The following is a 24,312-nucleotide window of genomic DNA, read 5'->3' as shown; positions in this document are numbered from 1 at the left end:
GAGATGGGGCCGGAGCGAATGCCCGGCCTCGGCGACCCGGAACTGCTTGACGGACATCAAGCCCGGCGCCACGGGGACGGCTTAACCTGAGCGCACGATGCCAACTCTTGATGCTGCCCTGAACTCCGCCCGCGCCTTGGTCACCACGCTGGCCGGCGCCTTGCCTGCGGAACTGGTCGAGACCCACATTTCGTGGGTGCTGCTGGCCGCGGACACCGCGTACAAGATCAAGAAACCCGTGCACCTGCCCTTCGTGGACTACAGCAGCCTGCAAGCCCGGCGCCATTTCTGCGAGGAAGAGGTCCGGCTCAACCGGCGGCTGGCGCCCGGGCTGTACCTGGACGTCACAGACATCACCGGCACGCCCGCCTCGCCCGACATCGACGGTGCCGGGCCGGTGCTGGAATACGCGGTGCGCATGCGCCGCTTTCCCCCGGGGGCGCTGTTCAGCGAAAGAATCGCCGCCGGCACCCTGGAGAACAAGGATGTGGATCAGCTGGCAGCGCTACTGGCCGACTTTCACGAAGGCGCGCCGCGCGCGGCTGCCACGGATGGGTTTTCCAGCGCCGACCAGCGCCGCCGCATCGCGCTGGCTGCGCTCGAAGGCGCGCGGCCGCTGGCCGACGAAGCCGCGCTGTCGGCGCTGCAAACCTGGCTGACGGCGGAGGCCGACGCACTGACGCCCTTGTGGAGCTCCCGCCAGGCGGACGGGCATGTGCGCGAATGCCACGGCGACCTGCATCTGGCCAACGTGGTGCGTCTTGAAGACCATGTCGCAGCCTTCGATGGCATTGAGTTCGACCCGGCGCTGCGCTGGATCGACATTCTCGACGATGCGGCCTTCGTGGTGATGGACCTCGCTGCCCGCCAGCGGCAGGACTTGTGCTTTCGCTTCCTCAATGCCTGGCTGGACCGCACCGGCGACCATGCCGGCCTGCCTGCACTGCGTTTTTCCGTGGTTTACCGGGCGCTGGTCCGCGCCCAGGTAGAGCACCTGCGCAGCGCCGGGAGCGACGCGGCCCGCCGCTACCTGGCGACCGCGTTGGCCTGGACGCGGCCAGGCCAAGCCTGGCTGGCCATCATGCACGGCCTGCCGGGGTCGGGAAAAACCTGGGTCTCGCAGCGCCTTCTCGAACAGGAAGGGGCCATCCGGCTGCGCTCTGACGTGGAACGCAAGCGCCTGTACGGCCTGGGCATGCTGGAGGATTCGCATGCCCGGGGGCTGGACCTGTACGGCGCCGATGCCACCGCGCGCACTTATGCGCAGCTGTTCGGCCTGGCGCGCACGGCATTGCAGGCAGCTTACCCGGTGATCCTCGACGCCGCTTTCCCGCGCCGCATCGAACGGGATCAGGCACACGCACTGGCACAAGACCTGGGTGTGCCATTTTTCATCGTGCACTGCGAAGCGCCGCTGCCCGTGCTGCGTGAACGCCTGCTGGCCCGCCGCGGAGATGCGTCGGAAGCCAACGTTACCGTGCTTGAACACGTGCGCGAAGTCGTGGAACCCCTGTCGGGGAACGAGCTTTCTTTTGTGCGGCCCATGGCATCGGACGAACCCGCGTGATCCTCTACTGATGAGCGCCGGACGCTTCCGCAATTCCGGCACCCTGCGGACGCCCGTTTCTATTACTTTTGGCTTAAGCGCGATTTGCGAACTGTGCATAGGTGCTGGAACGCAGGCGTTTCCTTGCGATTCATCAAGGCGCACCTGCCGTCGGCTACTAGAGTGAATCCGGCGTTTCAACCCACCGAGGAGACAAACACAATGGAAGCAACTACCGAACGATTGCTCTGGATGTACGAGACCATGCTGCTCATCCGTCGCTATGAGGAAACGATGGCGCAGGTGTACCTGGAGGGCAAGCTGCCGCCACAGATCCAGAAGGGCCTGGCCTTTGACATTGCGTCGGGACCGGTGCCCGGCGAGATGCACCTGGCGGCAGGACAGGAACCCGTCGCCGTCGGCGTGTGTGCCCATCTCACAGATGCAGACACGGTGGTCGGCACGCACCGCCCGCATCACTTCGCCATCGCCAAAGGTGTTCCGCTGGACCGCATGACAGCCGAGATTTTCGGCAAGGTCACCGGACTGGGCCGCGGCAAGGGCGGCCACATGCACCTGTTCGATCCGGCGCGCCGCTTCAGTTGCAGCGGCATCGTCGGCGCCAGCATGCCACCGGCTTGCGGCGCGGGGTTGGCAGCGAAGAAGCTTGGCACAAAAGCCGTGGCCGTTGCCTTTTTTGGCGAAGGCGCGGCCAATCAGGGCGCCTTCCATGAATCACTTAATCTCGCATCCCTGTGGAAATTGCCGGTGGTCTTCGTCTGCGAGGACAACCGCTACGCGATCTCTGTGCCCAAGGCGCAGGCCACCTCGGTGGTGTCCAACGCCACCCGCGCAGCCGCCTATGGCATGGAGGGCATCGCCGTCGACCGCAACGACGCCATCGCGGTGCACGATGCGGCCGCGGTGGCGGTGCGGCGTGCACGCGAGGGCGGCGGACCCACACTGATCGAGGTCAAGACCGACCGCTACATGGGCCATTTCCAGGGCGACGCCGAGGTCTACCGACCCAAGGGGGAAGTCGACGAGCTGCGCAAAAGCGACCCCATCCCTGCGTTGGGCAGCGAACTGCGCCGGCGCGGCCTGCTAGATGATGCGCAGGCCGCCGCCATTGCCGCACGCGCCGAGACCCGCGTGGCAACGGCCTTCACCTTCGCGCGCGAAAGTGCCTACCCGCCGGCCGCGGAGGCGACCGAACACCTGTTTGCCTGACCGACCCAAGGAGATGCAAGATGACTGCAGAACGCACACTCACCATGGCCCAGGCGGTGGCCGAGGCCATAGGCCAGGAAATGGAACGTGATCAGAAGGTGTTCGTGATGGGCGAAGACATCGGCCGCTACGGCGGCATCTTCAGCGCCACCGGCGGCCTGCTGGATCGCTTCGGGCCGGAGCGCATCATGGACACCCCGATTTCCGAAACCGCCTTCATAGGGGCAGCCACGGGTGCGGCCGCTGAAGGCATGCGCCCGATTGCCGAACTGATGTTCGTCGATTTTTTCGGTGTCTGCATGGACCAGATCTACAACCACCTGGCCAAGAACATCTACATGTCCGGCGGTTCGCTCAAGTTGCCGGTGGTGTTGATGACCGCCATAGGTGGGGGTTACGGCGACGCGGCCCAGCATTCGCAGTGCCTGTACTCGGTATTCGCCCATGTCCCCGGACTGAAGGTGGTCGTGCCCTCCAACGCTTACGACGCCAAGGGCCTGATGACCCAGGCCATCCGCGATGACAGCCCCGTGATGGTCTTCTTGCACAAGGGCCTGATGGGCTTGCCGTGGATGCAGTATTACGAGGGCGCAACCAACGCGGTGCCGGCCGGGGCCTACACCCTGCCCTTCGGCCAGGCCGCGGTGGTGCGCGAGGGCAAGGACCTGACCATCGTGACGATCAGCCAGATGGTGCAAAAAGCGCTTCTTGCGGCGCAGACACTGCACACCCAGGGGGTGGACGTCGAGGTGATCGACCTGCGCACACTGGTGCCGCTGGACGTCGATACCGTCGTCCGCTCGGTGGCCAAAACCGGCCGCCTGCTGGTGGCCGACGAGGATTACCTGAACTTCGGCCTGTCCGGCGAGATCGCGGCGCTGATCGCTGAACGTCTGGACGAGGTGGTGTTGAAGGCGCCCATCCGGCGCCTGGGCGTACCCGGCGTGCCGATTCCCTACAGCCGGCCGCTCGAGCAGGCCGTGATCCCGTCCGTCGAAGGGCTGGTGGAAGCCTGCCGCAGTCTGGTCGGCGCGCGGGTGAAGGCCTCCGCATGAGTGCCGCGCCCATGAACATCACGCTCGGGGACGAGGCCTGGGAAGGTGTGGATGCGCAAGTGCAGGCGCTGGTGGACCGCTGGCTGGTGCCCGAGGGCGCGCAGGTCCAGGCCGGACAGCCGCTGGCACGTGTGATTCTGGTGAAGAGCAGCATGGACATCGCGGCGCCTGCCGCCGGCCTTGTCGAGCGTATTCTCGTGCCGGCCGGCGAGACCTTTGGCCGTGGCCTGCCGCTGGCCGTGCTGAAACCCTCCTGAGCGGTGGGACGATCGGCAAAGGTGTGGGTGTGCGCGGGCGGCATTCCGGCCATCGTGCTCGGCCGCGCCCAGCGCGACCTGCCCACCGATCCTGTTCTGCCACGGCGCCGCCGCTCGGGCGGCGGCGGCGCCGTGCTGACAGGACCGTGGCTACTGCGTGCCGCCGTCCGGTTGCCGACGGGCCATGTGCTGGTGGATCGGGGCCCTCTTGCCACGGCACGCTGGTTCGGCAAGGTGCACCAGCAGTGGCTGCAGGCGCTGGGCATCACGGGCACCCGCCTCTGCGACGGACACACCGTTGGACACTGGGCCTGTTTTGCAGGGCAAGGGCCGGGGGAAGTGATGATTGGCGACCGGAAGATGGTCGGTATCACCCAGACCTGGCGGCAGCGCGCCGTCTTGCTGGCCGCCGGCACATTGGTGTCGACGCCGCCTTGGCACTTGCTGTGCGCTGCCCTGCGCCGCCCGCACGAAGAAGCCGACATGCTGACATCGGTCACGGTCGATGCAGCGGCCTGCCTGGGGCATGGCGTGGACGCCGGGGCTTGGGCGAACGCCCTGCGGGACCGGCTTGAGCAGGCGCTGGGAAATGCCGAGACAAATGTCCCGGCCGGTTGAGCGGCTGCGGCCGTCAAGCCGGACTTGCGTTTTATCAAGGCCAGCGATACCCGCCTTGCCTACAGTGGCGCGAAGGATTCCCATGCAAGCAACGCCGCCCCCTGTCCCTCCCACTGTCAACCGGCTGCGCCTGCGCAGGCTGGGCATCGACACCTATCAGGAACCGGTGCTCTACCTGCACCGCGACTGCCCCATCTGTCACTCGGAAGGTTTCGAGGCCCGGTCGCGAGTGGAGTTGCGGCTCAATGGCCGTACCATCATCGCCACGCTCAATGTGGTGACCGGAGACTTCCTCACGGCCGACGAGGCCGGCCTGTCCGAAGCGGCCTGGCGCCTGCTTCATGCGCGGCCGGGAGAAGAAATTTCGCTGCACCATCCCGCACCGCTCGAATCGCTGAGCCATGTACGCGCCAAGGTCTACGGCCGCCGCCTCGGCCAGGCCGCCATCGACGCGGTGATTGAGGACGTGGCGGCCGGGCGTTATTCGGACCTGCAGCTCGCTGCCTTCGTCACCGCCTGCGCCGGCGACCATCTGGACATGGACGAGACCATCGCGCTGACCCGCGCCATGGTCAACGTGGGCGAGCGCATGCACTGGGGCGAGGGCCTGGTCATGGACAAACACTGCGTGGGCGGGCTGCCCGGCAACCGCACCACCATGATCATCGTGCCCATCATTGCGGCCTGCGGGCTGCGCATGCCCAAGACCTCGTCGCGCGCCATCACCTCGCCGGCAGGAACCGCCGACACCATGGAGACGCTGGCGCCGGTGGACCTGGACGTGGCACAGATCCGGCGCGTGGTCGAGCGCACCGGCGGCTGCATTGTCTGGGGCGGCGCGGTGCGGCTCAGCCCCGCGGACGACATCCTGATCCGCGTGGAGCGCCCGCTGGACCTGGACAGCCAGGGGCAACTCGTCGCCTCGGTGCTGTCCAAGAAAGCCGCGGCCGGCGCCACCCATGTGCTGATCGACATGCCGGTCGGGCTGACGGCCAAGGTCCGCAGCGCGCATGCGGCCAACCTGCTGGGGCAGCAGCTTGAACAGGTCGGCCAGGCGCTGGGCATGCAGGTGCGTGTGGTGCAGACCGACGGCGTGGCACCCGTGGGCCGCGGCATCGGCCCCGCGCTGGAGGCGCGCGACGTGCTGGCCGTGTTGCGCCGCGAAACGCGGGCTCCGGCCGACCTGGCGCTGCGCTCGCTACAGCTGGCCGGGCAGATTCTCGAGTTCGGCGGCGCGGCACCCGCCGGGGCCGGCCTGGCCCAGGCCACCGCGGTGCTGGAGGACGGCCGAGCCTGGCAGAAATTCCAGGAGATCTGCGAGGCGCAGGGCGGCTTGCGCGAGCCGCCGGTGGCCACCCACCAGCAACCGGTACGGGCCCGGCATGGCGGCACCGTGATCGCCATCGACAACCGGCGCTTGGCACGCATCGCCAAACTCGCCGGCGCCCCTTCGGCGGCGTGTGCGGGCATCGACATGAATGTGCAACTCGGCACGGTGGTCGAGCGCGGCCAGCCGCTGTTCACGCTGCATGCGGCAACGCCGGGTGAACTCGCCTATGCCCTGGAATACGCCACCACCCCGGCCGAAGCGGTGCATGTGATGGAAGAGGCCTGATGCTGGTGCTGGCTCTCCCCGGTGGTGAGCAGCTCGCGGCCGGCCTCGCCAGCCGCCTGCGCTGCGACTGCGCCAGCTTGCAACTGCACCTGTTTCCCGACGGCGAAACCGGAGTGCGTATCAACGCGCCGGTCAAAGGCCGCTGCGTGGTGCTGGCCGGCAGTCTGGACCAGCCCGATGGCAAGACCCTGCCGCTGATTTTTGCCGCCGACGCAGCGCGTGAGCTGGGCGCCCGGCAGGTCGGGCTGGTCGCGCCCTACCTGGCCTATATGCGGCAGGACAAACGTTTCAAGCCTGGCGAAGCGGTGACCTCACGCAGCTATGCCCGGCTGCTGTCCGCTTCGCTGGACTTTCTGGTCACCGTGGATCCGCATCTGCACCGCATCCACAGCTTGGGCGAGGTTTACAGCATCCGCACGCTGGTGGTCCCGGCCGCGCCGCTGATTGCGCGCTGGCTGCGCAGCCACGTGGACGCGCCCTGGCTGATCGGACCCGACCAGGAAAGCGAACAATGGGTCGCCGAAGTGGCCGGCCTGTCCGGCGCACCCTGGACCGTGCTGGCCAAGACACGGCGCGGTGATCGCGATGTGGGGGTCCGACTGGCCAGCCGCGAACGCTGGCCGGGGCGGACGCCGGTGCTGCTCGACGACATCATTTCCACGGGGCAAACCATGCTGGCCGTCACGCGGCTCCTGAAAAAAGCCGGCCTGGGCGCGCCGCTGTGCATAGGCGTGCATGCGCTCTTCGATGCCGAGGCTCAACGACAGCTGCTCGACGCAGGCGTCACGCGCGTGCTGACCTGCGACACCATCACGCACCCTTCCAACGCGATACGCATGGCCCCGCTGCTGGCCCGTGCCGTGCGCCAACTCAGCGCAGACAGCAAGGGCGCAAAAAAATGACGGCGAAACGTATTGTCCTGATCCAGGGCCATCCCGACACCACCGTGGCCCACCTGTGCCACGCGCTGGCGGCCGCCTACGCCGCGGGCGCGGAAGAAGCCGGGCACACCGTGCGTTTCATCCAGGTCGCCGAACTGGACTTTCCGCTGTTGTGCAGCCAGCAGTCCTGGGAGGAAGGCGCACTGCCCGCCGGCTTGCAGCAGGCGCAGGCCGACATCCGCTGGGCCGAACACATCGTGTTCTTCTTTCCGCTCTGGCTGGGCGGCATGCCGGCCCTGCTCAAGGGATTCCTCGAGCAAGTGGCACGGCCCGGCTTTGCTTTTGCACACGAAGCGGGCCGTCCGACCTTCACGAAAAAAGGGCTGACCGGGCGATCAGCCCGTGTGGTGGTCACCATGGGCATGCCAGCCCTTGTGTACCGCTGGTATTTCCGCGCCCACTGCGTCAAGTCGCTGGAGCGCAACATCCTCGGGTTCGTCGGCATCGCCCCGGTCCACACCACACTGATTGGCATGGTCGGTGATTTCAAGGCGAACGACGGCAGCCGCTGGCTGGCCAAACTGCGGCGGCTCGGACAACGCGCCCAATAAGGCGTGAATGGCCAACCCGCCCACTCCCTCCGCTCCATCCACTCAGGAAAGACCCCCATGAACCCTGCACCCATGGCGCCCCCCCCTTGCGCAGCCCATCACTCTCGCGCCCGGCAATCCCGGCAGCGACATCGTCAAGCGGGTCGGCCTGCTGGCCGCGCTGGCGGCCCTGCTGGCCATCGTCTGGATGCCGGCACTACAGGGGCTGCCTGCCGCCGGGCAGGTGATGCTGGCGATCCTCGCCTTTGCCGTGATCGTCTGGATGACCGAGGCGCTGGACTATGCCGTGAGTTCGGTGGTCATAGGCGCACTCATGATCTTTCTGCTGGCCTATGCACCCGATGCGGCCAAACCCGCCGGCCCCGACATGGGCACCGGTGCGGCGCTCGGCCTGGCCCTGTCCGGGTTTTCCAACAGTGCCGTGGCGCTGGTGGCAGCGGCCTGCTTCATTGCCGCGGCGATGTCCGCCACCGGGCTGGACAGACGCATTGCGCTCAAGGTTCTGTCCAGGGTGGACGCGGGCACCAACCACATCGTGATCGGTGCCATGGTGACGGGTTTCCTGCTCTCCTTCATCGTGCCCAGCACCACGGCGCGCGTCGCCTGTCTGGTGCCCATCATGATGGGTTTCATCCTGGCCTTCAAGGTCGACAGGCGCAGCCGCTTTGCCGGCCTGCTGGTGATCACCGCGGCGCAAACCGCCAGCGTCTGGAACATCGGCATCAAGACAGCGGCGGCGCAAAACATGGTGGCCATCGGCTTCATCGAGAAGCAGTTCGGCACCAGCATCAGCTGGACCGAGTGGTTCATTGCCGGTGCGCCGTTTTCGGCCGTGCTGAGCGTGGCCGTCTATTTCATCATGACCCGCATGATGAAACCGGAGATGAAGGAAATCGCGGGCGGCCAGGCCACCATCCGGCAGCAGCTCGAAGCGATCGGGCCGATGACGCTGCGGCAGTGGAAGCTGCTGGCCATCGTGCTGGTGCTGCTGGGCTTCTGGGCCACCGAAAAAGTGCTGCACAACTTCGATACCTCGTCGACCACCATCGCGGCCATCGCGCTGATGCTGGTGCCGCGCCTGGGGGTGATGGACTGGAAGGAGTCGCAGCGCGGTTTCCCCTGGGGCACGGTGATCCTGTTTGCCGTCGGCATCAGCGTGGGCACCGCCCTGCTGAAAACCAACGCGGCCGGCTGGCTGGCCAACCTGATCGCCAGCACCTCGGGCTGCAGCAGGCCAGCGCCTTTGCCATCCTGATGCTGCTGTCGCTGTTCCTGATCCACCTCGGCTTTGCCAGCGCCACGGCGCTGGCTTCGACCATGATCCCCATCATCATCAGCGTGCTGACGGCCGTCCAGACGCCGGGCCTCAACGTGATCGGCATGACCATGCTGCTGCAATTCGTGGTGAGTTTCGGCTTCATCCTGCCGGTCAACGCGCCGCAAAACATGATCGCCTACGGCACGGACACCTTCGATGCGCGCGACTTCGTGCGCACCGGCCTGGTGATCACGCTGGCCGCCATGGTGCTGCTGGTCGTGTTCGCGCTGACCTACTGGCCGTGGATGGGCTACATGACCAAGGCGGTTTAGTCCCGCCTAGGCTAAACCGGAAACAAGGAGAAACACCATGACCACCTTGACCAAGCTCGCCCTCGGCATGATGGGCAAACTGCGGCCCCAACCGGCCCTGGGCAACGCCACCACCCTGATCAGCCTGCCGCCGCCCGACCGGCAAGCTGGGCTGCCGCTGATGCAAGCCCTGGCCCAGCGCCAGTCGCACCGCGACTACAAGCCGGACCCGCTGCCGCTGGACCTGCTGTCCGGCCTGCTCTGGGCCGCCTGCGGCGTCAACCGCGCCGATGGCGGACGCACCGCGCCGTCGGCTCTCAACGCACAAGAGATCGACATTTATGTGGCCTTGCCCGAGGGTGCCTATCGCTACGACGCTACCGGGCATCAACTGCAGCTGGTCGCCGGCGCCGACCTGCGGCGTGTCACCGGCTACCAAGACTTTGTGGATGAGGCGCCCATGGACCTGGTCTATGTCGCCAACCATCCGCGCATGTCGCTGGTGCCGGCCGCACAGCGCGAGGCCTACGCCCATGTCGCCGCTGGCGCCATCACGCAGAACGTCTATCTGTTTGCGGCCAGCAGCGGCCTGGCCACGGTGATACGCGCCTGGATAGACCGCGCCGCCATCGCCGACGCGCTGGGCCTGAGCCATGACCAGCAAGTCCTGCTGTCGCAGACGGTCGGGTATCCGGCTGCCGCTCCCTGACTGCGTAGCGTGACTGGTTGAGCGCCGCCCTGCGATGGCCGGGGGGATGCTGCTCCAGCCGACCCCTGCGTTCCTTCACCAGTCCGAGTTGGAACCTTGGCACGCATTGACATCTGCCGCTCGCCGTATGGGCTTCCCAGCTCTGGACTATCGGGGTGATTGTTAAAAATGACATTGATAACCACTCCAGGTAAGTACACTGACTTTTCAATCAAAAAAGTGGCCCGCAGTGTCTGGATTTTTTTCAAACAGTACGGCACGACAGGCTCTTCACAGCCCGATCGTCTCACTTTGGCGAACTTCAATTGATGATGCCCTGAACGGAAATTTATATGGACCTGAAGAATCAGAATACGGCTGGCAAATGCCCAGTGATGCACGGCGGCAATACGGCCACCGGCAACTCGAACATGGCGTGGTGGCCGAAGGCGCTGAACCTGGACATTCTTCATCAGCACGACACCAAGACCAATCCCATGGGCGAGGACTTCAACTACCGGGAAGAAGTTAAAAAGCTCGACGTCGCAGCGCTCAAGAAGGATCTGACCGCCTTCATGACCGACAGCAAGGACTGGTGGCCAGCTGACTGGGGACACTATGGCGGCCTGATGATTCGCATGGCCTGGCACTCGGCCGGCTCTTACCGCATTGCCGACGGCCGCGGCGGCGCCGGCACGGGCAACCAGCGCTTCGCGCCACTGAACTCCTGGCCCGACAACGTGAACCTGGACAAGGCGCGCCGGCTGCTCTGGCCCATCAAGAAAAAATACGGCAACAAGCTCAGCTGGGCCGACCTGATCGTCCTCGCCGGCAACGTGGCCTATGAATCGATGGGCCTGAAGACCTACGGATTTGCGTTCGGCCGGGCCGACATCTGGCATCCGGAAGAGGACGTCTACTGGGGCTCCGAAAAAGAATGGCTGGCCCCCAGCGGCAGCGAAAACAGCCGCTACTCCGGCGAGCGCGATCTGGAAAACCCCCTGGCCGCCGTGATGATGGGCTTGATCTACGTCAACCCGGAAGGCGTGGACGGCAAGCCCGACCCGCTCAAGACCGCACAAGACGTTCGCGTGACTTTCCTGCGCATGGCGATGAACGACGAAGAAACCGTGGCCCTGACCGCCGGGGGTCACACGGTTGGCAAATCCCATGGCAATGGCGATGCCAGGCTGCTGGGCCCCGTTCCGGAGGGGGCAGATGTGGACGAACAAGGCCTGGGCTGGATGAACAAAACCACCCGCAGCATTGGCCGCGACACCATGTCGAGCGGCATCGAAGGCGCCTGGACGACCCACCCGACCCAATGGGACAACGGCTACTTCCAGCTGCTGCTCGGTTATGACTGGGAACTCACCAGGAGCCCGGCGGGCGCCTGGCAGTACAAGCCGGTGAACATCCGGCCAGAAGACATGCCGGTGGACGTGGAAGACCCCTCTATCCGTTGCATGCCCATGATGACCGATGCCGACATGGCCATGAAAATGGACCCGGCCTACCGCATCATTGCCGAACGCTTCTACAAGGACCCCGACTACTTCTCGAAAGTCTTTGCGCGCGCCTGGTTCAAGCTGACCCACCGCGACCTGGGCCCGAAGTCGCGCTACATCGGCCCCGAGGTGCCCGAGGAAAACCTGATCTGGCAGGACCCGGTCCCGGCGGGCAGCACCGACTACGACGTGGCGGCGGTGAAGGCAAAAATCGCAGCCAGCGGCCTGAGCGTCAGCGACATGGTCACCACCGCCTGGGACAGCGCCCGCACCTACCGGGGTTCGGACATGCGCGGTGGCGCCAATGGCGCCCGTATCCGGCTGGCCCCGCAAAAAGACTGGGAGGGCAATGAGCCTGCGCGTCTGGCCAGGGTGCTTGGTGTGCTTGAAGGCATTGCGGCTGAGAGCGGCGCCAGTGTGGCTGATGTGATTGTGCTGGCCGGTAACCTCGGCGTGGAGCAGGCGGCCAAAGCAGCTGGTTTCGACATCACGGTAGCGTTCGCTGCGGGCCGTGGTGATGCGACCCAGGATGCCACGGACGTCGAGTCGTTCGAGGCGCTGGAGCCGATCCATGACGGCTACCGAAACTGGCTCAAGAAGGACTACGCGGTCAGTGCCGAAGAGTTGTTGCTCGACCGCACGCAGCTGATGGGTTTGACCGCCCATGAGATGACGGCGCTGGTGGGCGGCCTGCGCGTTTTGGATACCAACCACGGTGGTACCCGGCACGGTGTGCTGACCGATCGCGCAGGTGCTTTGACGAACGATTTCTTCGTGAACCTGACCGACATGGCCTACACGTGGAAGCCCACCGGCCAGAACCTGTACGGCATCTGCGACCGCAGGACGGGTCAAGTCAAGTGGACAGCCAGCCGGGTGGATCTGGTGTTCGGGTCCAACTCGATCCTGCGCGCCTATGCCGAGGTCTACGCGCAGGACGACAACCAGGAAAAGTTCGTGAAGGACTTTGTCGCCGCATGGACCAAGGTCATGAACGCTGACCGCTTCGATCTGGCCTGAGGTCCGGTCGACAGCCCCACGCCGCTCAGACTGGCGGCGTGGGGTCCATCCGGTGCCATGGATCGTAACGGCGCCCGGATCCCAGCGCAGGCGGGTCACCGCACCGTGCCAACCTTTGCCAAGGCCATGGGCCATGAGGAAAAGTGCAAGCTGCACAACCGCTGCCAGCCATCATGGTTTGCTATTTATTCGATAGCTGCTGGCGCAATACTAGAAAGGGCTGAAGGCACTTTTCATTAGAATCCGGACACCTGCCAGCGGCACCGGCCGGACAGCAGAATGACCAGCCATGGCCCACCAGGCCCCGGGGCCTGCGAGCTCAGGGCTCCCGTGCGCCAGCGCGTGGAGCGGTCATACGGCGCCAGAGTCGCAGCACCAGCAGCAACAGGGGCATGGCGTGAATGAACAGGTCGAAGATGTCCAGGGGTCGGGACAGCGTGCCCTCGCCCAGCATCCGCAATTTTTCAATCAGGTGCGGCTCGGGCGTGATCGGAGCCACAGCCATCCAGAGCGCCAGGACGACCAGCCAGACCAGCGGAATGCGGTCCAGCCACCTCATGGCCGGACTCCCTGCAGCCGCTGCGGGCCACGCGGACAAACATGCAGGTCATTATTCAAAGGACGGTGCCTCCGGCTTGACCACCGGCTTGCCGGCCGCCACCCAGCCATCGAAGCCTCCGGCAATCGACTGCACGTTCAGGTAGCCCATGTCGTGCAGGGCCGCGCCGCACAGGGCGGCGCGGCCGCTGGTCTTGCAGTACAACACGATCTTCAGGTCGCGCGGTTGCAGCGCCGGGGTCCCGCTGAACTTGAACTCGAGCAGGCCGCGCGGGACGAGGACCGCACCGGCCAGGTGGCCGGCGGCGTATTCGTCGGCTTCGCGCACGTCCACCAGCACGTCTGCATCGCGCAGGGCGGTTTCGGCGTCTGACACGGTAATTTCCTGCACGCGGGTTTTGGCAGTGGCGACGAGATCATGGGCAGTTTTCATGGGTAGCTCCTGGTAGCAAAGTGAAGAATCGGATTGGGGATTGGGAATAGGTCAGGCAGCCTGCACCCGGCGCGTGCGCCGGACACCGGGAAGTTCATGGTGCGCGAATTTTTTCGTGGATGCGGCGCGTGGTTCGCCACACGCCCCACAACACCAGCGGGATCAGGGCGCCGGCGGCGATCTCCGGGTTGACGGGCGCACCGGCGGCCTTGAACGCCTTGCCCACATACAGCAGCAGACTCACCACGTAATACGAGATGGCTGCAATCGACAAGCCCTCCACCGTGGATTGCAGGCGCAATTGCAGTTCCTGCCCGCGCGTGAGTTTTTCCAGCAGTTGCTGGTTCTGCACCTCGGTGGCGATGTCCACCCGCGTGCGCAGCAGCGCGCTGGTGCGCGACACCCGCTCGGACAGCGACGCCAGCCGCTGCGCCGTGGCCTCTACCGTGGCCATGGCCGGCGACAGGCGGCGCTGCATGAATTCACCCAGGAGCTGGGTGCCGGAAATGGGTTTCTCGCGCAGCTCCGCGATGCGCTGGCCGACCAGCACGCTGTAGGCGCGCGTGGCCGAGAAGCGGTAGCTATGCTCGGCCGTGGCGCGCTCCACGCGGGCCGCCAGCGACACCAGGGTGTCCAGCAGTTCCTGGTCGGAGGCCGACTTGTTTTCGAGCCGCGCCGTGATGTCGGCCAGTAGCCCTTCGGCCTCGGCCAGCATGGGGCCCAGCGCTTTCGCCACCGGCAGACCGCGCAGGGCCATCAGGCGGTAGGTTTCGAGTTCCAGCAGGCGCTGGGAGATGCGGCCGGCACGCATGTCGGTCATGACTGGCGGGGCAATCACCAGCATGCGCTCGAAGCCGTCGGCGCCCAGGTGAAATGCGGTCAGCGCCCACGAGTGTCCGTTGCCCAGCTGCGAAGCCACCACGGCACGGCCGCCGAACCAGGCCAGCGCCTGTGTCATCAGGGCCCCCTCGCCGGACAGATCGCCATGCACCATGGCCAGCTGGATGGCTGCCACCGTTTTCCCGGGAATGCCGGGCAGCCAGCCAGGCGCGACCACCGGGGCTGCCAGCAAGGGTGGCTCCGCAGCGCCGAGCAGCGCGCTGGCGGGCAGCGGCTGCACGATGGCGTAACGCGTGAACTCGGTGTGCCGCTCCCACTGGACGAGGTATCCCTCGCAGCGCAGGCTCAGGAAGTTGCCCTGCAGGCTGTCCAGCGGCAAATCCTGCTGGCCCGGCAGGCGGCGCAGGTGTGCGCACTCCTGCTCGCGCGTCACGCCGGCGTTGAGCACTGCCACGTAGATGATGAGCGCCGGCAGCCGCACGCGGGCCGAGGGCCGCGCGTGCAGTTCGTTGTGCAGCACGGCACGCTGCGCATCGTCGGGCGGCAACAAGGCGAAAGAGGCAGCGAAGGAAGCCGCAGAGGAAGGCAGGCTGGAAGTCATCGCCTGATACTACCGTTTTGATAGCTGTCGGCGCTTGACAAGCAAGGGCTGTAGCCTCTTTTCATGAGGAATCTCCCATGTTCCTGGAAATGAAAAGCATGGAAGACCGGCACGATTTATTTCAGCCGCTGACCGGTACTGTCGGAAATTTCGATGGTGATCGGGATGCCCTGCCCCACACTCTGGGTGACGGTGCAGAACGCCTCGAACTGCTCGAGCACGCGGTCCAGGTGCTGCAGCGAGGCCGCTGGCACACCCAGCGTCATCTGCGCCGTCATGGCCAGCACCCGCAGGCGCCCTTCCGGGTTGCGGCCCACCTGCGAGGTGATGTCGCAGCGCATCGGCTCCGGGGCCTGCTTGAACTTGCGCAGCGCAAACAGCAGCGAATCGCTCAGACAGTTGCCGACGGCGGCGCTGAGCAGCTGCACCGGTGAGGGCCCGAGGCCCGTTCCCAGTGGCGCCGGTTCATCGCCGGTCAGCACCGGAATGGCCCCGCCAAACTGGATGTCAAAGCGGTAGTCGTGCTGCTGAACCAGGCTGACCTGGACAAGGGTGTCGCTCATGGCGCCTCCGGGTCGAAGATGAACAGGATCAGGTACCGCAGGAAAATTTGGACTCGGGCACGCCCAGCTTCTTGAGGATGAAACCGAGCGGGCACATGTTGGTGAACCCGAACTGGAACAGGTTAAAGCCGACAAAGGCGGTGAAGGCCAGGGCCCACTTGCTCACGAACAGCGGGCTGCCCTCGATGCCGAGTGCGAGCGAAGCCAGGATGAAGAGGCCGGCAATGATGCGGATGTAACGTTCGACGGTCATGAAATTCTCCAGAGAGTTAAAAAAAAAGAAAAAAGCGGGTTTTATTTCAGGCGCACGATGCCCAGGAGCTTGAGCACGTACTTCTCATACACCGGCTCCGAATTGCCGGTCTTCATCTTGCGGATGAAATACTTCTCGAACGCGATCTTGGCCAGGTGCACCCATTTGCCCTTCTTGAACCAGTTCACGTTGCGCGGCGGCATCTGCGGCAGGGCCACAAAGGCGGCCCCCGTGTCGCCCATGTCGGCCAGGCAGATCGCGTTCCAGGTGGCCTTGGCCTGCACCGGCCGGCCGGCAATTTCGTCGGCGATGTTGTGGGTGATCGCGGTCACCATGGTCTCTATCATGTAACCGGTCTTGGGCGCGCCCGTCGGCACGGGCGTGACCTCCACCGGCGGGATGGCCACGCAGACGCCGGCCGCAAAGATGCTCGGCCAGGCCTTGCTGCGCTGGTGTTCGTCGATCAGCACAAAGCCGCGCGGGTTGCACAGCCCCGGCACCGCCGCCACCGCGTCCACGCCCTTGAAGGCCGGCAGCATCATGGACAGCTTGAACGGGACTTCATGCTCCTTGTACACATTGCCGAGGTCATCGACCTGGGTGACAAACATTTTCCCGTCCTCGACACGTGTGGTCTTGGCGTTGGTGATCCACTTCATGTCGTGGCCGCGCATCTCCGACTCCATCATGGACTTGCTGTCGCCGACACCGCCCAGGCCCAGGTGGCCGATATAGGGTTCGCTGGTCACGAAGGTGATGGGCACCAGATGGCGCAGCTTGCGCTTGCGCAGGTCGGCGTCGAGGATGAAGGCGAATTCGTAGGCCGGCCCGAAACAGCTGGCCATCGGCATGGCGCCAATGACGACCGGGCCGGGGTTCTTGAGGAAGTCCTGGTACTCCGCCCAGAAAGCTTCGGCGTGCCCCACGGTGCACACGGAATGGGTGTGTCCGCCGTGAGGGCCGGCGCCGGGAACCTCGTCAAAGCTGAGCTTGGGACCGGTGGTGATCACCAGGTAGTCGTAGTCCAGGCTGTCGCCGCCTTCCAGCGTCAGGCGTCTGGCCTCGGCGTCGATGGTGGTGACGGCCTTGGGCACAAAGGCAATGCCCTTGCGCTCCAGCAGGGGGGCAATCTTCAGCACGATGTCGTCCCGCTTGCGCCAGCCCACCGCCACCCACGGATTGGAAGGCACGAACTGGAAATAGTCCACCGCGCTGACCACCGTGATCTTGTGCTCTGGCGGCAGCAGCTCCCGCATTTCGTAGGCAGCCGGCATGCCGCCTATCCCGGCACCCATGATGATGATGTTGGCCATGTCATGTCTCCTTGGTTCAGGTTGAAAATCAGTCCGTCACTCAGGCTTCAATGCGCGCAGCCGGCGGGGCCATCCGGTGCTGGTACAGCGCGAAATAGAGAACCGGAATGACCACCAGCGTCAACAGCGTGGACACCAGGATGCCGAAGATCAGCGCAATGGCCAGGCCATTGAAGATGGGATCGTCCAGGATGAAAAAGGCGCCGATCATGGCGGCCAGGCCGGTCAGTGCAATCGGCTGGGCGCGCACGGCGGCCGAGCTCACCACGGCTTCCTTGAAGGCCATGCCCTGCGCGACCTGCAGCTCGATGAAGTCCACCAGCAGGATGGAGTTGCGCACGATGATGCCCGCCAGCGCGATCATGCCGATCATGCTGGTGGCCGTGAACTGGGCATTGAGCAGCGCGTGCCCCGGCATCACGCCGATGATGGTCAGCGGAATGGGGGCCATGATCACCAGCGGCGCGAGGTAACTTTTGAACTGCGCCACCACCAGCAGGTAGATCAGGATCAGGCCCACGCCGTAGGCGGTGCCCATATCGCGGAAAGTCTCATAGGTGATCTGCGATTCGCCGTCCCACTTGACCGCGTACTGGCGGTAGGGATCGGAGGGCTGGCTGATCCAGTATTCGCCCAGTTCCCCGGTGTTGGGCAGGGCCGCCTGCGCCAGCTTGGGCCGGATGCCGAACAGGCCATACAGCGGCGAGTCGAGCTTGCCGGCCATGTCGCCGAACACATAGCTGACCGGTTGCAGGTCCTTGGTGAACAGCGGCTTGTTGATCACGCCCCGCTCCACCTGTACCAGCTCGGACAAGGGCACCATGCGGCCATTCGCGGCTTTCATGGGCAGGGCCAGCAGGGCATCGAGCCCCACCTGGCTGTCCAGCGGCAGCTGCAGGCGAACCGGCACCGGGTTCTTGGACTGGCCATCGTGCAGATAGGCGGCATCCGCGCCCGAAAGCGCGCCATGCACCGTCTGGGCAATCGCCGCCACTGGAATGCCCAGTGACTCGGCCCGTTGGCGCCGCACCGTGAGATGGGCGCGCGGGGCGTCCTCCTTGAGCGAGGTGTCGATGCCCACAATGTCGGGTGTGGCCGCAAAGGCGGCGGCAATGCGCCTGGCCAGCGCCTGGCGGCCGGCCTCGTCCGGGCCGTAGACCTCGGCCACCAGCGGGCTCATGACAGGCGGGCCGGGCGGCACTTCCACCACCTTGACCCGGGCCTGATGGCGCGCGCCGATCTTTTCCAGTTCCGGGCGCAGGCGCTGGGCGATCACGTGGCTCTTGTCGCTGCGGTGTGCCTTGTCCACCAGGTTGACCTGCAGGTCGCCCTGCTCGGCCTCGGCACGCAGGTAATACTGGCGCACCAGGCCGTTAAAGGTGATCGGGCTGGCCGTGCCGGCATAACCCTGCAGGTCGCGCACCTCGGGCTGCTGCGCCAGGAAAGCGCCCAGCTCGTGCAGGGCGGCCGCGGTGTTTTCCAGCGGGGTGCCGGCCGGCATGTCCACCACCACCTGGAACTCGCTCTTGTTGTCAAAGGGCAGCATCTTGAGCACCACCCACTGCACCATGGTCAGGCCGACCGACAGCAGCAAGGCCACCAGGATGCCGGCCAGCAGCAACCAGCGCTTGCGCGCGCTGTCGAGCAGGGGCGTGAGGATGCGCGTGAAAAAGCGCTCCAGCTTGGGACCTAGTCCGCCCGGTTTCGCGGTGCCTTCATGACCGTGCCCGGGGCCGTGCGTTTTCATGAGCTTGAGCGCCAGCCACGGCGTGACCGTGAAGGCAATGGCCAGTGAAATCGCCATGCCGAGGCTGGAATTGATCGGGATCGGGCTCATGTAGGGGCCCATCAAACCGCTCACAAAAGCCATGGGCAGCAGCGCGGCGATCACCGTGAGGGTCGCCAGGATGGTCGGACCGCCGACCTCGTCAACCGCTGCGGGAATGATGTCGGCCAGCGACTTTTCCGGAAAGAGCTGCTGGTGGCGGTGGATGTTTTCCACCACCACAATCGCGTCATCCACCAGGATGCCGATGGAAAAAATCAGGGCGAACAGGGACACACGGTTCAGCGTGAAGCCCCAGGCCCAGCTGGCAAACAGCGTGGCCATCAGCGTCAGGATCACGGCCGCGCCGACAATCACGGCCTCCCGGCGTCCCAGGGCGAAGCCCACCAGCAAAATCACCGAGCCCGTGGCAAAGGCCAGCTTCTGGATCAGCTTGTTGGCTTTTTCCGCGGCGGTCTCGCCATAGTCGCGCGTGACCGTGGTCTGGATGTTGGCCGGGATCACCGTGTTGCGCAGTTCTTCCAGGCGGGCATTGGCCGCACGCGCCACATCCACGGCGTTTTCGCCGGGCTTCTTGGTCACGGTCAGCGTCACCGCCGGATAGACCTGCCCCGCAGCCGGTGGCGCTGCGGCCGTCGGGCCGGCATCCGTCACGGCGGCGCCCGGCGTGAACCACACATAACGCTGCGGCAGCTGGGCGCCGGCCTCGATGCGGGCCACCTCGCTCAGATAAACCGGTTTTCCGTTGCTGACACCGACGACCAGGGAACCGATCTCCTCGGCGGAGGAGAGGAACTCGCCGGTCTCCACGGTGAGCATCTGCGGGGTCGGGCCCGAAGGGTCCAGCACCGAGCCCGAGGGCATGCCGAAATTGGCAGCGGCCAGCGTCTGCTTGAGCCCGAGCACATCAACCCCGCGTTCGCGCAGGCGCACCGGGTCCAGCCACACATGCACGGCGCGGCCCGGGCCGCCTATGGTCTGCACCTCACGCGTGCCCGGCACACGTTTGAGTTCCATCTCCAGGGTGCGCGCCACCCGCTCGAGATCGTTGGCGGCCAGCGCATCGCCGCTCCAGAGCGTGACGGCCAGCACCGGCACGTCGTCGATGCCCTTGGGCTTGACGATGGGAGCGAGTGTGCCGAGGTCACGCGGCAGCCAGTCCTGGTTGGCGTTGAGCACGTCGTACAGGCGCACCAGCGCCTCGGTGCGCGGCACGCCCACCTTGAATTGCACCGTCAGAACGGCCAGGCCGGGCCGGGCCACCGAGTACGTGTGCTCGATATCGGCAATCTGGCTGAGCACCTGCTCGGCGGGCCGGGCCACCATGTTCTGCACGTTTTCGCTGCTGGCCCCGGGGAAGGGGATCAGCACGTTGGCCATGGTCACGTTGATCTGCGGCTCCTCCTCGCGCGGCGTGACCAGCACGGCAAACAGGCCCAGCAGCAGGGCCATCAGTGCCAGCAGCGGCGTGATGGCATTGGACTGGAAGGCCGCCGCCATGCGGCCGGATGCGCCGAGGCGGGTGGAACCGGAAGGTGTGTGATCGTTCATGGCCACCTCAGCGCGCAGCGGTCTGCGGACGGGCACCGGACAAGCCGGCGCGCACCGGGTCCAGCGCCACGCTGTCACCGGCGGACAGGCCTGCCAGGACTTCCACGCCGGCCGTTCCATGGTCGGAGCCCAGCCGCACCGCCCTGAGCGAGAAACCCTGCCCGGCCACGACATACACCGCCGTCAGCTCACCGCGCCGGACCACGGCCGAGGCCGGCAGCACCATGCGCTCGGACGCGCCGCCGACAAAACGCACACGCACCTGCTGGCCCGGCACCAGCGCACCCGTGCCGGCAGTCGGCAGCTCCAGCCGCCACTCGATGGTCTGAGATACCGGGTCCGCCGAGGGCAACACGCTGCGCGCCACCGGCACCAGCCACTGCGGGCCGGCCTTGCCGGCCGGGCCCTGGATTTCCACCTGGCTGGCCGACCGGGCGATGTCGCCCAGCGACGCCGGCACCTGCACCACGGCACGCAAAGGCAGCGGCGCATACAGCGTCAGCAGGGGTGTACCCGGCATGGCCAGGTCACCCGCTTCGCTCAGGGTCTGCAACACCCAGCCGTCATACGGAGCGGTCACGCGCGTGAAACCCTGCGCCAGTGCCGACTGGCGGGAACCCGCAGCGGCCTGGTCGCGTCCGGCCTGGGCGGCGTTGAGCTGCGTATTGGCGGTGTCGAGTGCGGCCTTGCTGACAAAACCCATGGCCTGCAACTCCCGCGAGCGCTCGGCGTTCGCCCGCGCATTGCGCAACTCGGCCTCGGCCTGCGCCACCTGCGCCTGGCTGCGCTGCACGCCGGTCTGGGTCTCGCGGTCATCGATGGTGGCCAGCAACTGCCCGGCACGAACGCGGTCACCCGCCTTCACCAGCAAGGACGCCACCCGTCCCGACGCCTGCGCCGACAAGGTGCTTTGCTGCACCGGCTGGACCACACCGTCGAGCTCAAAGCCCGTGGGCACCGCCTTCGCCCGGATCTGCACCACCGGCACCTCGACGGCTGTAACGGCGCGCGCCGAACCGGCGCTGAGCGCCAGGCCCAGCACCAAGGCCAAGGCCTGAAAAACGGGAAACTGCAATTTTTTCATCATCTGTCCTTTGTCATGCCCGTGGCTGCTGAGCGTCGCCGACCGAACCCGCAGCCTGTTTTTCCATATTGGGTTCAGAGGCTGTTTCTGCACTTGCTTCATATCAATCTCCCGCTGCTTTTCCGGCGGGGCGTCGCTCCGTCCCGGATGAAAGACCGGCACCCGATCACAGCGCATTGAGCGGGATCTTGAGATAAGACACCCCGTTGCCCTCGGCCGGCGGCATCTCGCCGGCGCGGATGTTGACCTGCACCGACGGCAGGATCAAGGTGGGCATGTCGAGCGTGGCGTCCCGGGCGGTGCGCATCTTCACAAATTCGTCCTCGCTTACTCCGTCATGGACATGGATGTTTTTGGCGCGCTGCTCGGCGACCGTGGTTTCCCAGACAGGGGACCGGCCCTCAGGCGGGTAATCGTGGCACATGAACAGGCGGGTTTCAGGCGGCAGACCCAGCAGCTTGCGCACCGACCGGTACAGGGCGGCGGCGTCCCCGCCGGGAAAGTCGCAACGCGCCGTACCGACATCGGGCATGAACAGGGTGTCGCCGACAAACACGGCATCACCGACGAGGTAGGCCATGCAGGCCGGCGTATGGCCGGGTACGGACAAAGCCCGGACCTGGAGCGCCCCGATGGACAGGGTCTCGCCGTCCTGCAGCAGGCGGTCGAACTGGCGGCCGTCGGTCTGGAACCCGGGCTCGAGGTTGAAGATGCGCTTGAAGGTGGTCTGCACCTGGGTGATGGCCGCCCCGATGGCGATTTTTCCGCCCAGCTTCCCGCGCAGATAGTGCGCCGCCGACAGGTGATCCGCATGGGCATGGGTTTCCAGGATCCATGCCACCTGCAGCTTGTTTTCCTGCACAAAAGCCGCCAGCTTGTCAGCGGAAGTGGTCCGGGTGCGGCCGGACCTGGCGTCGTAGTCGAGCACGGCATCGACGATGGCGCAGGCACCGCCTTCCTTCTCATGAAGCACGTGGCTGACGGTCCAGGTATCGGGGTCAAAAAAGCTTGTGACGATGGGTGTCATGTCTTGTTTTCCGGCTTGCTCAGTTTCGATTCTAACATTCTATTTACATACATTATATTTGTCAATATAATATCATTATCGCAAATCAAAAGGAGAGCCTCCCATGCCCGCAGACACTGTGATGGATCTCGGCAGCCTGCGCAGTTCTGCCGATGCTGCCTGCCGTCTCATGAAAGTGCTTTCCAATCCGGATCGCCTGCTCTTGCTGTGCCAGCTGGCGCAGGGAGAGATGCGCGTGGGCGAGCTGGAGGAATCGGTCGGCATCCTGCAGCCCACGCTGTCGCAGCAGCTTGGGGTGTTGCGCGACGAGGGCCTGGTCAGCACACGCCGGGACGGCAAGGCCATTTATTACCGCATCGACAGCCCGCAGGCGCTGGACGTGATGAAAGTGCTCTACGCCCAATTCTGCAGCGTTCCCACGAAGAAGGCGCGCTGAGGCCAGCCTCCTGGCGTCATTCCACTGGCATGTTGCCGGGCAGGTGCGCCTGCAAGGACCGGACCTGCCGCTCCAGCCCCTCGATACGGTTCAGGTAGCCCAGCAGGAGTCCCACCGTGAACAGGTCCAGGTCGAAATCCTGGCGCAGCTTGCCGGCCATACGCAGCGGCATCACGCATTCGGCGCTGAACAGGCGCTCCTGCCGGACGTCCTGCATCGGCACCAGGGCACCATAGTCCATCAGTTCATCCAGTTCGTCCACGCTCAGGGCACAGATTTGTGCGAGTTCAGCCAGGGTCACGGCCTCGTGTGCGTCGAGCCATGCGATGTCAAGCAGTTGTTGTTCCATGAAACTTCTCCTTGCCCGCAGGCGCGCGCGGGTTGAAGTGCGAGGCCTTCGCCAGTTCCCCGAAAAGCTCGCGCTCCCGCTCAGTCAGGGTGGCAGGTACGTCGATCCGCACGGCTGCGTAAAGGTCACCGCGGCCGCCCCGGCCATTGGCCAAGCCCCGGCCCCGCAGGCGCAGCTTGCGGCCCGAATGTGTCCCCGGCGGCACGGTAAGCACCACCGGGCCGTCCAGCGTTGGCACCTCGACGTCCGCGCCCAGCGCCGCTTCCCAGGGCGCCAGCGCCAGGTCAAAGTACAGGTCGTGGTGGTCGGCCCGAAACACCCTATGCGATGCGAGCATGATATGAAGGTAAATGTCGCCATCGGCCCCGCCGTTGCGGCCCTTTCCGCCCTTGCCGCGCAGCCGCAGCTTCTGGCCTTCGGTCACGCCCGCAGGAATGGTGACTTCCAGCGTGCGACCGCCTTCCTCATCGGCCAGATCGAGCTGGACGCTTGCCCCATGGTGCGCGTCTTCCAGGGTGATGCGGACACTGGTTTCGTAATCCCGGCCGTGCATCGGCACCGGCCCCCTGGACGGCCTGCGCCCCCGCCCCATGGCGGCCAGCAGGTCGGCGAGATCAACGCCCTCAAACCCCTGGCCTTCCGCACCGAAATCGTGGCGCCACTGCGGCGGCGGTGCGAACTCCTCCCCAGCTGGACGGCGGCCCAACTGGTCGTAGGCCGCGCGCTTTTCGGGGTCCTTCAGCGTCGCATAGGCCTCCCCCGCCTCCTTGAAGCGGGCCTCGGCATCGGGCGCCTTGGACACGTCGGGATGGTGCTGGCGCGCGAGCTTGCGGTAGGCCTTCTTGATCTGCTCGGTGTCCGCATCACGCGGCACACCCAGCGCGGCGTAATAGTCCTTGTACTTCATGACAGGGCCTGCC

General features: G+C 65.7%; 22 protein-coding genes and 1 pseudogene. 12 read left to right on the top strand and 11 right to left on the bottom strand.

The genetic code is table 11. The features are described 5' to 3' along the window. Positions 1-97: 97 nt before the first annotated feature. From PSV40_RS22155 to katG, 11 genes and pseudogenes are all read left to right on the top strand, one after another. Positions 98-1,567, top strand: a complete 1,470-nt coding sequence (locus tag PSV40_RS22155; protein ID WP_300542003.1) for a bifunctional aminoglycoside phosphotransferase/ATP-binding protein — start codon at positions 98-100, stop codon at positions 1,565-1,567. A gap of 201 nt (positions 1,568-1,768) precedes the next feature. Continuing rightward, the gene (locus PSV40_RS22150) at positions 1,769-2,776 is read left to right on the top strand and encodes a thiamine pyrophosphate-dependent dehydrogenase E1 component subunit alpha (RefSeq protein WP_300542001.1); all 1,008 of its coding nucleotides are present in this window, start codon (positions 1,769-1,771) and stop codon (positions 2,774-2,776) included. Between the two features lie 20 nt (positions 2,777-2,796). Continuing rightward, positions 2,797-3,831 carry an alpha-ketoacid dehydrogenase subunit beta gene (locus PSV40_RS22145; RefSeq protein WP_300541999.1) on the top strand — a complete coding sequence of 345 codons (1,035 nt, stop codon included), beginning with the start codon at positions 2,797-2,799 and terminating at the stop codon, positions 3,829-3,831. Further along, on the top strand, positions 3,828-4,088 hold the full coding sequence (locus tag PSV40_RS22140; protein ID WP_300541997.1) for a lipoyl domain-containing protein: 261 nt from the start codon (positions 3,828-3,830) through the stop codon (positions 4,086-4,088). The genes PSV40_RS22145 and PSV40_RS22140 overlap by 4 nt, the downstream gene beginning before the upstream one ends. Positions 4,089-4,091: 3 nt before the next feature. Continuing rightward, complete coding sequence (locus PSV40_RS22135; protein WP_300541996.1) at positions 4,092-4,706, top strand: ligase; 615 nt, start codon at positions 4,092-4,094, stop codon at positions 4,704-4,706. Between the two features lie 82 nt (positions 4,707-4,788). Continuing rightward, a complete protein-coding gene (locus tag PSV40_RS22130) occupies positions 4,789-6,321 on the top strand; it encodes a thymidine phosphorylase family protein (protein WP_300541994.1) in 1,533 nt (510 codons plus the stop codon). Next, positions 6,321-7,223 (top strand): ribose-phosphate pyrophosphokinase, encoded by a 903-nt coding sequence (locus PSV40_RS22125; RefSeq protein WP_300541992.1) that lies wholly within the window; start codon positions 6,321-6,323, stop codon positions 7,221-7,223. The genes PSV40_RS22130 and PSV40_RS22125 overlap by 1 nt, the downstream gene beginning before the upstream one ends. Beyond that, a complete protein-coding gene (locus PSV40_RS22120; RefSeq protein WP_300541990.1) occupies positions 7,220-7,813 on the top strand; it encodes an NAD(P)H-dependent oxidoreductase in 594 nt (197 codons plus the stop codon). Before PSV40_RS22125 ends, PSV40_RS22120 begins: the two co-directional genes overlap by 4 nt. 97 nt (positions 7,814-7,910) lie before the next feature. Further along, positions 7,911-9,403, top strand: a pseudogene (locus PSV40_RS22115) (DASS family sodium-coupled anion symporter). Between the two features lie 37 nt (positions 9,404-9,440). Continuing rightward, positions 9,441-10,091, top strand: a complete 651-nt coding sequence (locus PSV40_RS22110; RefSeq protein WP_300541988.1) for a SagB/ThcOx family dehydrogenase — start codon at positions 9,441-9,443, stop codon at positions 10,089-10,091. Positions 10,092-10,423: 332 nt separating this feature from the next. Continuing rightward, positions 10,424-12,598, top strand: coding sequence for a catalase/peroxidase HPI (gene katG, locus PSV40_RS22105; protein ID WP_300541986.1), 2,175 nt, complete (start codon positions 10,424-10,426; stop codon positions 12,596-12,598). 319 nt (positions 12,599-12,917) lie between these two features. Here the strand turns inward: katG and PSV40_RS22100 are convergent, their stop codons facing one another. From PSV40_RS22100 to PSV40_RS22060, 9 genes are all read right to left on the bottom strand, one after another. After that, positions 12,918-13,157: a hypothetical protein gene (locus tag PSV40_RS22100; protein ID WP_300541984.1), complete on the bottom strand. Its 240-nt coding sequence runs from the start codon at positions 13,155-13,157 to the stop codon at positions 12,918-12,920. Positions 13,158-13,208: 51 nt separating this feature from the next. Next, positions 13,209-13,589, bottom strand: a complete 381-nt coding sequence (locus PSV40_RS22095) for a rhodanese-like domain-containing protein (protein WP_300541982.1) — start codon at positions 13,587-13,589, stop codon at positions 13,209-13,211. Between the two features lie 94 nt (positions 13,590-13,683). Beyond that, the gene (locus PSV40_RS22090; RefSeq protein ID WP_300541980.1) at positions 13,684-15,030 is read right to left on the bottom strand and encodes a DUF3422 family protein; all 1,347 of its coding nucleotides are present in this window, start codon (positions 15,028-15,030) and stop codon (positions 13,684-13,686) included. Between the two features lie 116 nt (positions 15,031-15,146). Beyond that, complete coding sequence (locus PSV40_RS22085) at positions 15,147-15,593, bottom strand: OsmC family protein (RefSeq protein ID WP_293592773.1); 447 nt, start codon at positions 15,591-15,593, stop codon at positions 15,147-15,149. A gap of 28 nt (positions 15,594-15,621) precedes the next feature. Beyond that, on the bottom strand, positions 15,622-15,846 hold the full coding sequence (locus PSV40_RS22080; RefSeq protein ID WP_293592775.1) for a DUF2892 domain-containing protein: 225 nt from the start codon (positions 15,844-15,846) through the stop codon (positions 15,622-15,624). A gap of 41 nt (positions 15,847-15,887) precedes the next feature. Continuing rightward, on the bottom strand, positions 15,888-17,159 hold the full coding sequence (locus PSV40_RS22075) for an FAD/NAD(P)-binding oxidoreductase (RefSeq protein WP_300541977.1): 1,272 nt from the start codon (positions 17,157-17,159) through the stop codon (positions 15,888-15,890). Between the two features lie 40 nt (positions 17,160-17,199). Next, positions 17,200-20,496 carry an efflux RND transporter permease subunit gene (locus tag PSV40_RS22070; RefSeq protein ID WP_300541975.1) on the bottom strand — a complete coding sequence of 1,099 codons (3,297 nt, stop codon included), beginning with the start codon at positions 20,494-20,496 and terminating at the stop codon, positions 17,200-17,202. Between the two features lie 7 nt (positions 20,497-20,503). Next, on the bottom strand, positions 20,504-21,580 hold the full coding sequence (locus PSV40_RS22065) for an efflux RND transporter periplasmic adaptor subunit (protein WP_300541961.1): 1,077 nt from the start codon (positions 21,578-21,580) through the stop codon (positions 20,504-20,506). Between the two features lie 166 nt (positions 21,581-21,746). Beyond that, entirely contained in the window at positions 21,747-22,607 is an 861-nt protein-coding gene (locus PSV40_RS22060; RefSeq protein WP_300541959.1) for an MBL fold metallo-hydrolase, read from the bottom strand. 103 nt (positions 22,608-22,710) lie between these two features. Between PSV40_RS22060 and PSV40_RS22055 the strand changes: the two genes are divergently transcribed. Next, positions 22,711-23,043, top strand: a complete 333-nt coding sequence (locus tag PSV40_RS22055; RefSeq protein ID WP_300541957.1) for a metalloregulator ArsR/SmtB family transcription factor — start codon at positions 22,711-22,713, stop codon at positions 23,041-23,043. A gap of 16 nt (positions 23,044-23,059) precedes the next feature. Here the strand turns inward: PSV40_RS22055 and PSV40_RS22050 are convergent, their stop codons facing one another. Together PSV40_RS22050 and PSV40_RS22045 are read right to left on the bottom strand one after the other, a co-directional pair. After that, positions 23,060-23,392 (bottom strand): chaperone modulator CbpM, encoded by a 333-nt coding sequence (locus PSV40_RS22050; RefSeq protein ID WP_300541955.1) that lies wholly within the window; start codon positions 23,390-23,392, stop codon positions 23,060-23,062. Next, positions 23,373-24,299, bottom strand: coding sequence for a J domain-containing protein (locus tag PSV40_RS22045; protein WP_300541953.1), 927 nt, complete (start codon positions 24,297-24,299; stop codon positions 23,373-23,375). The genes PSV40_RS22050 and PSV40_RS22045 overlap by 20 nt, the downstream gene beginning before the upstream one ends. Positions 24,300-24,312: the final 13 nt, after the last annotated feature.

This window comes from Polaromonas sp. (assembly GCF_029945925.1).
In the GTDB taxonomy this organism is placed as follows: Bacteria; Pseudomonadota; Gammaproteobacteria; order Burkholderiales; family Burkholderiaceae_C; genus Polaromonas.
The sequence above is the reverse complement of the archived record's forward strand: the minus strand, read 5'-3'. Positions and strand labels throughout refer to the sequence as shown.